The 12,195-nt window shown below is 57.3% G+C and carries 11 protein-coding genes; 1 reads left to right on the top strand and 10 read right to left on the bottom strand.

The window, feature by feature from the left end; all coding sequences use genetic code 11:
• Positions 1 to 169: 169 nt before the first annotated feature.
• The 4 genes from larB to BN4275_RS13210 form a co-directional block, all read right to left on the bottom strand.
• The gene (gene larB, locus BN4275_RS13225) at positions 170 to 919 is read right to left on the bottom strand and encodes a nickel pincer cofactor biosynthesis protein LarB (RefSeq protein ID WP_066459082.1); all 750 of its coding nucleotides are present in this window, start codon (positions 917 to 919) and stop codon (positions 170 to 172) included.
• 11 nt (positions 920 to 930) lie between these two features.
• A complete protein-coding gene (gene larE / locus BN4275_RS13220) occupies positions 931 to 1,725 on the bottom strand; it encodes an ATP-dependent sacrificial sulfur transferase LarE (protein ID WP_066459080.1) in 795 nt (264 codons plus the stop codon).
• 1 nt (position 1,726) lies between these two features.
• Positions 1,727 to 3,124, bottom strand: a complete 1,398-nt coding sequence (asnS, locus tag BN4275_RS13215) for an asparagine--tRNA ligase (RefSeq protein ID WP_479722612.1) — start codon at positions 3,122 to 3,124, stop codon at positions 1,727 to 1,729.
• A 71-nt stretch (positions 3,125 to 3,195) separates the two neighbouring features.
• Positions 3,196 to 3,405 carry a helix-turn-helix domain-containing protein gene (locus tag BN4275_RS13210; RefSeq protein WP_158572770.1) on the bottom strand — a complete coding sequence of 70 codons (210 nt, stop codon included), beginning with the start codon at positions 3,403 to 3,405 and terminating at the stop codon, positions 3,196 to 3,198.
• A gap of 239 nt (positions 3,406 to 3,644) precedes the next feature.
• On the opposite strand from BN4275_RS13210, the gene BN4275_RS13205 reads away from it, so the two are divergent.
• Complete coding sequence (locus BN4275_RS13205; RefSeq protein WP_066459073.1) at positions 3,645 to 3,863, top strand: helix-turn-helix domain-containing protein; 219 nt, start codon at positions 3,645 to 3,647, stop codon at positions 3,861 to 3,863.
• A 799-nt stretch (positions 3,864 to 4,662) separates the two neighbouring features.
• Here the strand turns inward: BN4275_RS13205 and BN4275_RS13195 are convergent.
• From BN4275_RS13195 to BN4275_RS13170, 6 genes are all read right to left on the bottom strand, one after another.
• The gene (locus BN4275_RS13195) at positions 4,663 to 5,001 is read right to left on the bottom strand and encodes a histidine triad nucleotide-binding protein (protein ID WP_066459071.1); all 339 of its coding nucleotides are present in this window, start codon (positions 4,999 to 5,001) and stop codon (positions 4,663 to 4,665) included.
• 15 nt (positions 5,002 to 5,016) lie between these two features.
• A complete protein-coding gene (alaS, locus tag BN4275_RS13190) occupies positions 5,017 to 7,659 on the bottom strand; it encodes an alanine--tRNA ligase (RefSeq protein ID WP_066459069.1) in 2,643 nt (880 codons plus the stop codon).
• Between the two features lie 312 nt (positions 7,660 to 7,971).
• Complete coding sequence (locus tag BN4275_RS13185) at positions 7,972 to 8,520, bottom strand: biotin transporter BioY (RefSeq protein ID WP_066459067.1); 549 nt, start codon at positions 8,518 to 8,520, stop codon at positions 7,972 to 7,974.
• A 14-nt stretch (positions 8,521 to 8,534) separates the two neighbouring features.
• A complete protein-coding gene (locus BN4275_RS13180; RefSeq protein ID WP_066459066.1) occupies positions 8,535 to 10,193 on the bottom strand; it encodes a DAK2 domain-containing protein in 1,659 nt (552 codons plus the stop codon).
• A 64-nt stretch (positions 10,194 to 10,257) separates the two neighbouring features.
• Positions 10,258 to 10,614, bottom strand: a complete 357-nt coding sequence (locus BN4275_RS13175; RefSeq protein ID WP_066459065.1) for an Asp23/Gls24 family envelope stress response protein — start codon at positions 10,612 to 10,614, stop codon at positions 10,258 to 10,260.
• A gap of 47 nt (positions 10,615 to 10,661) precedes the next feature.
• Positions 10,662 to 12,194: an ABC transporter substrate-binding protein gene (locus tag BN4275_RS13170; protein WP_066459064.1), complete on the bottom strand. Its 1,533-nt coding sequence runs from the start codon at positions 12,192 to 12,194 to the stop codon at positions 10,662 to 10,664.
• Position 12,195 lies beyond the last annotated feature (1 nt).

Here is a 12,195-nt window from a genome sequence, read left to right as displayed (position 1 = left end):
GATTCCTCCCATCGCGGCACAGGCACCGTGAGCAGAGTCCGCGACAGGTCGCGCACCGCGCCCAAAGATATCCGCGCCAGCATAAAAGTCATGGAGAACACCAAAAACAGATAGATCGATTTGCCGCGTCGAAGCTATCTTGTCATTGTTCCCCCTCCGTCTCCAGCAATTATTTTCCCCGGCAAGCGAGCCTGTTGATTTGCGCCGCAAGGTAGCCCGCGCCGAAGCCGTTGTCAATGTTGACTGTTGCGACCCCTTCCGCACAGGAATTGAGCATGGTGAGCAGCGCGGAAAGCCCGTGAAAGCTCGCGCCATAGCCAATGCTGGTTGGCAGCGCCACCACCGGTACGCTCACAAGCCCGCCGATGACGCTCGCGAGCGCCCCTTCCATCCCGGCACAGGCAACGACGCAGTTTGCCGTGTGGATGCGGTCCATCTCTGCGAACAGCCGGTGGATTCCCGCCACACCCACGTCAAAGACCCGCTCGACCTTCGCCCCGAAAAACTCCGCAGTGAGCGCGGCCTCCTCCGCCACCGGGATGTCCGAGGTGCCCGCGGTGCAGATGGCGACGCATCCGATCGGCTCCACCGGATTGCAGGTGTGGGCAATGGTGCGCGCCCGTTCGTGGTAGACCGCGTCCGGCAGAACAACTTTCACCGCTTCATAGTGCGCCGGATCGGCCCGGGTGCCGAGCGCGTTCTCCCCCATCCCGGCAAAGCGCGCGAAGATCTCAGCGCACTGCCCGGGCGTTTTGCCCTGGCAGAACACCGTTTCCCCAAAACCGCTGCGCATCAGCCGATGATGGTCGAGTTTTGCAAAATCGAGCTCCTCATAAGGGAGTTTTTCAATATATTTCTGCGCCTGCGCGACCGTGATTTCACCCGCGCGCACCTGTTCCAACAGCGTTTTGATCTCCATATGTATCCTCCCTACTTCCCATCGAAGCTTCCGCTGCGAAAGCCTGCGAGGTCAAGCGTGACCTGGGAAAAGCCAAGCGCGCGCATCGCGGGGACAAGCTCCCCGGCGCATTGAACGGCTTGCGCAAGCTGTTCAAGCGGCACTTCGATCCGCAGAAGCTCCCCATGTACCCGCGCGCGGACAGTCAGAAACCCGAATCCACGCAGAAGCGCCTCCGCTTTTCCAGCGCGGGAAAGCTCCTGCTCTGTGAGAAGCGTATCGTAAGGGAACCGGGTCGCCAGGCAGGGCGATGACGGTTTTTTGGCAACATCGAGCCCGATCTCCGCTGCAAATTCCCGCACCATCGCCTTGGTGATGCCAAGCTCAGCGAGCGGGCTCACAATTGAAAGCTCCCGCAGGGCCCGCAGGCCCGGCCGGTATTCCGACAGGTCGTCCGCGTTTGTGCCGTCGATCACCGCTGCAAAGCCCTGTTCGGCCGCATATTCACGCAGCCGTACGAAAAGCGCGTATTTGCAGCGATAACAGCGCTCCTTTCGGTTCATCCGGACCACTTCGTCCGAAAGCGGGTCGCACCGCAGCAGAACATGCTTCGCGCCGTAGGAAGCCGCCTGTTTTGCGGCCTGCGGGGCGTCGGCAGCGGGCTGCAGGGTACTGTCGAAGGTAACTGCGTGCACCGGGATACCCGCGCCGCACGCGAGCTTCACGAGAAGCGAACTGTCAACTCCGCCCGAAAACGCAACACACAGCCCGCCGCCGGCGGCAAGCTGTGTGAGGGTTTCGGTCAGCGTTTGAAGCTGCCGGTTCATCTTAAAATTCCGCCGTTCCGGTCGTGCGCGGGAACGGCAGGATATCGCGGATGTTCGACACGCCGGTAATATACATGATGAGGCGGTCAAACCCGAGCCCGAAGCCCGCGTGTTTGGTGCCGCCGAACCGCCTGAGGTCGAGATACCACCAGTAATCCTCCTCATTGAGGTTCAGCTCCTTCATGCGCGAAAGCAGCACATCGAGCCGCTCCTCACGCTGGCTTCCGCCGATGATCTCGCCGATGCCCGGCACCAGCAGATCGACCGCCGCAACGGTTTTGCCGTCGTCGTTGAGCCGCATGTAGAAGGCTTTGATCTCCTTGGGATAGTCAGTGACAAAGACCGGGCGCTTCATCACCTGCTCGGTGAGGTAACGCTCATGCTCGGTCTGCAAATCGCAGCCCCAGTAAACCGGATATTGAAACTCGTCCTTATGCTGTTCAAGGATTTTAACCGCTTCGGTATAGGTGACACGGGCGAAATCGGACGAAACAATCCCCTGCAGCCGCTCGATGAGGCCCTTGTCGTAGAAATTGTTGAAGAACTGCATCTCCTCCGGGCACTCAGCCAGCACATAAGAAAGGACGTACTTCACCATATCCTGCGCGAGTTCCATATCGTCCGCGAGATCCGCGAACGCAATCTCCGGCTCGATCATCCAGAATTCGGCCGCGTGGCGGGCGGTGTAGGAATTTTCCGCACGGAAGGTCGGCCCAAAGGTGTACACCTTCGAGAAGGCCATCGCCATGCATTCCGCCTCGAGCTGGCCAGAAACCGTCAGGTTGGTCGCCTTGCCGAAAAAGTCCTGGGAATAATCGATCTTACCGTCCTCGGTAAGGGGCGGATTCTGCGGGTCGAGCGTGGTCACACGGAACATCTCTCCCGCGCCTTCGGCGTCGCTGCCGGTGATAAGCGGCGTGTGCGCGTATATAAAGCCGCGTTCATTGAAAAATTTGTGGATCGCATAGGCCGCGACCGAACGTACGCGGAAAACCGCCGCGAAGGTGTTGGTGCGCGGGCGCAGATGCGCGATGGTACGCAGATATTCAAGCGAATGCCGCTTTTTCTGAAGCGGATAATCGGGAGTGGAAGCGCCTTCCACCTCGACCGATTCTGCGTGGATTTCAAACGGCTGCTTCGCGTCCGGGGTGAGCACGACTGGACCGCGCACCACAATCGCGCTGCCGACGTTCAATTTGACGATCTCAGCGAAATTGGAGAGTTTATCCTGCGAAAGAACCACCTGCAGGTTTCGAAACGACGAGCCGTCGTTCAGCTCGATAAATCCGATCGATTTGGAATCGCGGATGGTTTTGACCCAGCCGCATACGGTCACCGGCGCAGCGGTATAGTCCTGCACCGAAGCGAACAGCTTTTTGATTTCTGTCCTTTTCACAATATAACCACCTTTGATGGAAATTTATACTGTCCTATTGTACCACATCTCTTTGGAAAATTCCATAGGTTCTTTCATTTCCACCGCCGCTCATCACTGAAACCGACCAGATAGTCCGCGCAAACGTCATAAAACAGCGAAAGCCTGCGCAGATAAATCGAGTTAAAGTCGATCCCCTGCTCGATTTTGGCATAATATTTTTCCGAGCAGCCCAATGCTTCCGCCACTTCCTTTTGGCTGAGCCCCCGCTCCAGGCGCAGTTCTTTGATTCTTGGATGCAACATCATAATCACCTCATACAAAAAATCTATAGAACATATGTCTATCACGATTATGATTGTATCATACTTTTCTTGAAAACTTGAAAAATTTCCCAAATTGGGAAAAAGTTATTTCATAACGAAGGTCGGCGGTGATGGCGGCCTTGCGCGTTCCGCATTATCACCTCATAGTTAAAAATAGTACGTATTTGTACTAATTGTCAATAGATTTTATGACATAATTGTCCTATGAGGTGATTGCAATGACAAATTTACGCAAAATCCGCGAGAAACGGAAGTTAACGCAAACTGCCGTACAAATTGAGACCAGAATAGACCAAAGCCTCCTGTCAAAATATGAACACGGCGTCCGTATGCCCACCTATGACCATCTATTTACCTTGGCGAAGTTCTACAACACCAGTCTTGATTTTCTTTTGGATTGGACAGACGAAGAAACCCCTTATCCACGAAAAAAATAAAGGCCGGCAGCTTTTTGCTGCTGGCCTTCATTTTTCGCCCGTCGGCGGTGATGGCGGCTTTGCGTATTCCACCGCGTGCACGGGAATCAAGCGGCTTTGCCGCTTGAGAATCACTGGCGCGTTCCGCCGCGCCCCACGGGCATACTTTCTCGCTTGTGCGAGAAAGTAGCCAAAGAGCACCCCAAAGTGGCTAGCCGCCCCTTTGGAAACCCCGCGGACGCCTTGCCAAAACTTGCGCCGCAAGCGCACCCAACACACGGTCAGCTCAGGGCTGAAGCCGGCGTTTTGTGCTCCCCGCGCAGGAAAGGTCAGGCGCAGAGCTGAAACCGGCGTTTTGCGCTCCCCGCGCTGGAAAGGGCAAGTTCAGGGTTGAAGCCAGCGTTTTGGTTCACAATAAGAACGGACGATATGAAAAATGCGCGGCCCGCAGGGCCGCGCATTTTAAATCCGTTTGTCCGCTTTGCGCGCAGCACATTTTCGCGCCGGGCGCGAAAATATGTCCCGCGTTCCTTATCCCGAATCCACCACCAAAGGCGGCGGGTCGTCGCAGACGACTCTTTGCCGGGGGACACGGGGGCGGAAAGCCCCCGTGAGCAGCCGTCGCGCGTAAGCGCGCTTCGCCGTCAGGCGAGCAGGCTGCCAAACGCGGCGCACAACGTTTTGTCTAAGCAGATTGCGCGCGATCTTTGCCGCAAAGCGGCAACAAAATCGCGCACACGGGGCCGCGGGGTGTCCCCGCGTGCCCTTCTTTGGCTACTTTCTTGGGCAAGCAAGAAAGTAGCCCCTTACGGGAAGCAAATCAGCCCGGAGGCCAGGTCATGTCGCGGCCGGAAAGCACATGGAAGTGCAGGTGATCCACCGTCTGGCCCGCTTGCGGCCCGCAGTTATTCACCACGCGAAAATCTCCATTGCAGCCGAGCTGATCCGCAATCTTTGCAATCACCGCAAAGATGTGGCCCACAACGGCGCAGTTTGCGTCGTCAATTTTGTTCGCGCCGGAGATGTGTTCCTTTGGAATCACAAGGAAATGTACCGGCGCCTTTGGGTCGATATCGTGGAAAGCGTAGCACAAATCATCCTCATAGATCTTCTTGCTCGGAATTTCTCCGGCAATGATTTTGCAAAACAGGCAGTCCATCTGTGAACCTCCTTTTTATCTGATCATCTTCTGCACGATGGCGGGCAACTGCGCCATCGCTTCGTCCACTTTAAAGATCTCCGTCGTGCCGCCCATCGCGGAATCCGGACGGCCGCCGCCGCTGCCGCCGCAAAGCGACGCGAATTCCTTGACGATCTTTCCGGCGTGCGCGCCTTTTTCAACCGCGTCCTTGCCGCAAACCACCAAAATGGTCGCCTTACCGTCGTTGACAGTGGTCAGCACGCAGACCATATCCGGCTTCATGTCCTTGGCGCGGTCCCCGATCGCGCGCAGCGCTTCGATTTTGGCGCCGGTCAGCTGGGCATTCGCAATCCGCAGCCCGCCGACCTCCTGTGCCTTTTCAAACATACCCATCGACTGCGCTTCCGCAATCTTCGCATTGACGCTGTCAAGTTCCTTCTGCAGTTCCTTGATCTCGGCGGTGACAGCCGCTGCCTTCACCGGCAGCTCGGAATGGCTCCCCACCTTAAGCGCCGCGGCAGTCTGATCCATCAGCGCGGCCTGCTCATCGATAAATTTGAGCACATTTTTGCCGGTTACCGCTTCGATGCGGCGCACACCGGCTGCGACAGAGGATTCCTTCACAATCTTGAAAAGGCCGACTTTGGCAGTGTTGTCCAGATGTGTGCCGCCGCAGAATTCGGTCGATTTTCCCTCGATATCGCAGACGCGGACGATGTCTCCGTATTTCTCACCGAACAGTGCCATCGCGCCGAGCTTTTTGGCCTCTTCCAGCGGCATTTCCTGCACCTTGACATCCATCGCAGAGAGGATCATTCCATTGACAATCTCCTCGACCTTGCGAAGCTCTTCCGGTTTTACGGCGCTGAAATGGCTGAAGTCGAACCGGCAGACATTGTCGTCATAGAAGGCGCCCGCCTGATGCACATGGTCGCCCAACACGCTGCGCAGCGCGGCCTGCAGCAGATGGCAGGCGGTGTGATTGCGCATGATGTCACGGCGGCGGTCGATATTGATGACCGCCTTGACCGTGTCGCCCACCGAAAGGGTTCCGACGCTCATCTCTCCCACATGGACAATATGGCCGCCCTTCGACTTTTTGCAGTCGTAGACGTTAAAGGCGTTGCCTCCTACGCTGATAAATCCACTGTCGCCCGCCTGGCCGCCGCTTTCCGCATAGAATGGGGTGATGTCGAGCACCACCGAGCCGAGATCGCCGTCCTCCAGCCGGTCAACCCGCTGATTATCCTTCACCAGCGCGATGACCTTCGCCTCGGCTTCGGTCTGGCCGTAGCCGACAAACTGCTCCTTGCCGGTCAGGTCGGCAAGCACGTCCTCTTCCCAGCCAAGGTCGCCCATCGCGGCGCGCGCCTCGCGGGCGCGCTGCTTCTGCGCGTTCATTTGAGCGTTGAATTCGTCCTCGTCAAGCGCGATCTTGCGCTCGTCAAGGATTTCCCGGATCAGATCGACCGGGAAACCATAGGTGTCATAGAGCTTGAACGCATCCGCGCCAGCCATGACCTTCTGCCCCATCTCCTCGGCTTCAACCTTGTCGATAATTGAATTCAAAAGTCCAAGTCCCTGGTCGATGGTGCGGGCAAAGCGCTCCTCCTCGATCTTGATGACCTTGATGATGTAGTCCCTGTTCTCCACAAGATTCGGATAAGCGTCCGCGTTCTCCTGGATGACTGTTTCACAGACCTTATAGAGGAACGGCTCGGTGATGCCGAGCAGCCGTCCATGGCGCGCGGCGCGGCGCAGAAGCCTGCGCAGGACATAGCCGCGGCCTTCGTTCTGCGGAAGGATGCCGTCCGAAACCATAAAGGTCGTCGAGCGGATATGGTCGGTGATGACCCGAAGCGAAACGTCGGTCTTTGCATCCTTGTGATACTCCACCCCGGCAATTCGCATGATATGTTTCATAATATTCTGAACGGTGTCCACCTCGAAGAGGTTGTCCACCCCCTGCATAATGCAGGCGAGCCTTTCAAGCCCCATGCCGGTATCGATATTCGGGTGGGCCATGCGTTCATAGTGACCCTCTCCATCTCCATTAAACTGAGAGAAAACGAGATTCCAATACTCCATATACCGGTCGCAGTCACAGCCAGGCGCACAGTCCGATTTGCCGCAGCCGTACTCTTCACCGCGGTCAAAATAGATTTCGGAGCAGGGGCCGCAGGGACCGGAACCGATCTCCCAGAAGTTGTCCTCCTTGCCAAGCCGTACAATCCGTTTGGGATCGACGCCGATCTCCTTGGTCCAGATCTCGATCGCTTCGTCGTCGTCCTCATAGACCGAAACCCACAGCCGGTCAACCGGCAGGCCAAGCGTTTTGGTGCTGAATTCCCAGGCCCAGGCACAAGCCTCATGCTTGAAGTAGTCGCCGAATGAGAAGTTGCCGAGCATCTCGAAATAGGTGCCGTGGCGCGCGGTCTTGCCGACGTTCTCGATGTCCGGAGTGCGGATGCACTTCTGGCAGGTCACCACCCGTTTATTGGGCGGGGTTTCCACGCCAAGGAACCATTTTTTCATCGGCGCCATACCCGAGTTGATCAGCAGCAGGCTCGCGTCATCGTGCGGCATGAGCGGGAAGCTCGGCAGGCGCAGATGCCCCTTTCCTTCAAAAAAACGGTAAAATTGTTCACGCAGTTCGTTGAGTCCGGTCCATTCCATTTGTCTATCTCTCTCCTTGCTTTTGATACAGTGACAAAAAAACGCTTCTCGCCCCAGAATTGGGACGAAAAGCGCGTCTTGACGGTTTTCCGTGGTACCACCCAAATTGCGCGGGAATTCCTTCTCCGCGCCACTCGACAGGATTAACGCTCACACCGCGTCCGGCTCCTCGCCGGAAGGCTCGGGGGCGGCCTCCATCGTTTTCCCGGCGGGCTTCCAGCCTGCGTCCCGCCTCTCTGTTTCATGGGAAATACCGACGGTTCTCCCCGTCTTGGCCATACGTTGATAGTATATACGCGATCCGCCCGCTTGTCAATGGGATTTTCCCATCTTCGAAGCAGCCTTCCGGACAATCCAGCAGATTGCCGCGCCCGCAAGCGCAATACAAAGATCCGGCAGCAAAAAGGGTTTAACCGCCATCGAAAACGCCGCGGGAATGCCCATTCCACTCACCGCCAGCAGCTGCCCAAACCCGAGTGCAAAATAAGCCAGCAGCGATCCGGCCATTGCAAAAAGGTACTGCCAAAAGCCCCGACCGAACCGTTCCACCGAAAGCGAAACGATCACCGCGACCAGCGGATAGGCGATCACAAAGCCGCCCGTCATCGCGGTGACTACCTGCATCCCGCCCAAAAAGCCGCTGTAAAACGGCAGGCCCGCAATCACTAAAAGCAGGTACAGCACCTGCGAGAAGAGCGCATCCTTTTTTGGAAGCGCCGCGCCGGTGAAAAATACCGCCAGCAGACCGAGCGACACCGGGATCGGGGACGCTCCAATCCGCCGGAAGGCCTGTGCGCCTGCGGCGGTCAGCAGCGCGAACGCCACAATCAGCGCCAGCCGGCGCAGCAAATTTTTTTGCATGCTGTTCCTTTCTGTCACTCAACCGAGATGATGAAATAATAAACCGGCTGGCCGCCGTTAATCAGCGCAACCTCCACATCCTCCGGCATCTTGGCGGAAACCGCTTCGTAGACCGTCTGCGCCAGCTCTTCCGAGATATCAGCGCCGTAAAGGATCGTCACAAAGCTCGAGTCCTTGCGTACAAGCCCTTTGACCAGCCGCAGCACCGCTTTGGTCAGGTCATGCTCGGTGAAGGAAAGCTTGCCGTTTTCCAAAGCGAGCAGCTCGCCTTCCTTGATCTTATGCCCATCAAAATCGCTGTCGCGCGCCGCGAAAGTGACCTGTCCGGTTCCGACCCGTTCGTATGCTTTCTGCATGGCAAGCTGGTTCTCGGTGGTGTCGGCCTCATGGTCGAAGGCCAGCATCGCTGAGAGTCCCTGCGGAATGGTCCGAGTCTGCAAAACCACCACGTTGCGGTCGGCCAGCTTGACCGATTGCTCTGCCGCCATGATGATGTTTTTATTGTTGGGCAGCACAAACACTGTCTTTGCCGGAGTCGCGTGCACTGCCGAAAGGATATCGTCGGTCGAGGGGTTCATCGTCTGGCCGCCGGACACGACATTGTCCACACCCAGGTCGAGGAACAGCTGCTTCACGCCGTCGCCCGCCGCGACCGCCACAAAGCCATACTCCCGCGAAGGGTCGACCGCCGCATATGCAAAACCCTGATCGGACACCGGTTCGACGATGCTCGCCTTCTGCTTTTCAAACTGCTCGCGCATGTTTTCGATCTTGATGTTGGTGAGCTGGCCAAATTCCAGCGCCTTCTGCAGCGCGTTGCCGGGATTATCGGTGTGCACATGGATCTTGATGATCTCGTCATCGTCGACAACCACCACACAGTCGCCAATCGTTTCCAAGTAACCGCGCAGCTGCTGCGGATCAGCGTCCTTCTCGCGCTTGAGGATAATGAATTCGGTGCAGTAAGTGAAGGTGATTTCCCCTTCGTATTCACCTGCCGCGTTGCGGTCCGGGCGAATGGAATCGTATTCTTCCTTTTTCTCCTCGGCGAGCGGGAGGATTCCGCCGCCGGAAAAGACCGATGCCATACCTTCAAAGATCACAATCAGCCCCTGCCCGCCCGCGTCCACGACGCCGGCTTTTTTCAGCACTGGAAGCATTTCGGGGGTCTTGGCCAATGCTTCCCTGCCAGCCGTGAGGATTACATCCCACATTTGGGCGGTGGAGATTTCCGGGGTGAGCGCCTCGCGCGCCGCGACCGAAGCCAGCCGCGCCACCGTCAGGATGGTGCCCTCGGTCGGCTTCATGACCGCTTTGTAAGCAGAATCCACGCCCTTCTCAAGCGCCTGCACCAGATGCTCCGCGTCCGCCTGCTCCTGGTTTTTGAGCCCGCGGGAAAATCCCCGGAACAGAAGCGACAGGATAACACCGGAGTTGCCGCGCGCGCCGCGCAGAAGCGCCCCTGCACAAGTATCCGCCACCTGGGAAACCGGCGCGCCGTCCGGCACCCTTGTCAGTTCCCGTTTCGCAGCCGACGCGGACATCGACATATTGGTCCCCGTATCTCCATCCGGGACAGGGAATACGTTGAGCGCGTCCACCTGCTGGCGGTGGTTGGTAATGTTGTTTGCGCCCGAGATAAACGCATCCCGGAGCATTTCTCCTGTAATCACGATTGTTTGACCCCCATATTCACAGTTATGACTGCATCAGAATTGTTTGAAGCGCACAGGCAGTTTATGCGTTTTCCGTCTTCATCGAGTCGACAAAGACATTCACTTTCGCGACATCCAGATTGGTCGCCTGCTCCACTGTGTAACGAACCTTGTTCACAATGCTTTTGACAATCACCGAGATGTTCATCCCATAGGTGACCACAATGTGCAGGTCGATCACAAGCCCATCCCCGGCCGCGCGCACCCGCACGCCTTTATCCGGGGTATCCTTGCCCGCAATCGCCGCGCGCAGCCCTTGCGCCGGGGAGCTCACCATGCCCGCTACGCCGAAGCATTCGGACACGGCCTTACCCACAAGGTTGGAAAAATACTCCTGAGATATCTCAATGGTGCCGTATTGGTTCTCGATACTGATCACGATCTCGTCCTCCTTCTATCTTTCGTGCTTTCGCCGATTCGCAAATATTACCATTCCACTATATTATAGAAAATATCCTGCTCGGTTGCAACTATTTCCGCCCGGAATTCCCGATTATGGGAAACCGACCCCTGCCGAAACACCAGCGGCACAAACGGCGACTGGGCGAGAAACAGCTCGCAGAACGATTCGATCCCCGCTCCGGTCGCGCGGTAGGCGCGGTAGCTGTCGGAAAGCTCCTCGCTGTAGGCCGTAAAATATCCGAGCGCCCCGCCCGCCAGCAGCGGCGCGATGTCCATGTTGTACATGAGCCGCGTCTCTCCCAGATAGAGGTCGTAGTCCCCGTTCTGCAATGTCTGCTGATACTGGGAAAACGCCTGTGAAACCACCTCCACCTTGATGCCGATCTGCGCGAGCTGTTCGGTGACCAGCGTCGCAGCCGCGTTGCGGTAGGCGTTTTCACTGTTGACCAAAAGCCGCAGGGTGAGCGGCCGCCCGTTTACGAGCCGCATCCGGTTGTCATCCCGGCTGGAAAGCCCGATTCCGTCCAGCAGCGCGTCCGCTTGGGTCAGACTGCGCGGCGTCGAGAGCTCCATCGCGTTCATCCGGTAAAATTCAGGATGAAACGGATATCGGGTCGCGCGCGCGCGGGAAACGTACGCCTTTGAGACAATCTCGTCCCGGTTGACAGCAAGGCTGATCGCCTGCCGGAACTCCGCCCGCGCAAGCCATCCGTAGCTGCCGTTGATGCCCAGATAAACCAGGTTGCAGAGCGAAACCGGCACGCTGGACGCAGACATGTTGGCAAGCTCCGGACTCGACAGATCAGAATAGACAAGGTCGATATCGCCGGACTTCAGGTTGAAGGCCAGCGCGTCCGGATCGGAAGCGTTCGCCAGCATGACCGTCTCGATGCTGCCGGTGTCGCCGTAATAGATGGGGTTCGCCGTGAGCACCACACCGGTGTTGCCCCAGGTTCCCGAAACGTAAAATTTACTGACGCCGGTTGGGTAGTCCGCGCCGGCGGTACCCTTCTTGATGATCGGGAAGGTGAGCAGCGCCGGGAAGTTCGCATCCTCCTGATAGAGCTGGATCACAACATCTCCGTCCGTGTTGACCGTATAGTTTGCGATGTTTTGGAGCATTGTTCTCCAGTTGGTGTCGGTTGTAAGCGCCGTCTGGATCGAATAGGTAATATCCTCCCCGGTGAGCAGCGTACCGTCGGAAAACTGTGCGTTGCGCCGAAATTTGACGGTGCAGGCCTTCTCCTGCATGATGATCTCAGTCGCAAGCTGGTATTCCGGCTGAAAGCTCTTATCCGGCCGGGTCAGACTGTCATATAAAAGCGGAACCAGTTCCCGGTTGAGCTTGGTGGTCATGGTATATGGATTGAGCGTATCGTTCACGCTGTAGGCAAGGTTCACTGTGCTCACAGGCTCCGGCACGGGTTTTTCCTGCACCGGCTCGTTTTCCGCCGGCTGGTTCGGCAGGCCGAACTGTTGATCGGTGACCTCCATGCCGGAACATCCGGCCAACAGCACCGACAGCGCAAGCGCAACTATGCAAAGCTTTTGTTTCATC

The sequence above is a fragment of the Anaerotruncus rubiinfantis genome (assembly GCF_900078395.1).
GTDB classification, from domain to species: domain Bacteria; phylum Bacillota; class Clostridia; order Oscillospirales; family Ruminococcaceae; genus Anaerotruncus; species Anaerotruncus rubiinfantis.
This window is presented reverse-complemented; position numbering and strand designations above follow the sequence as displayed.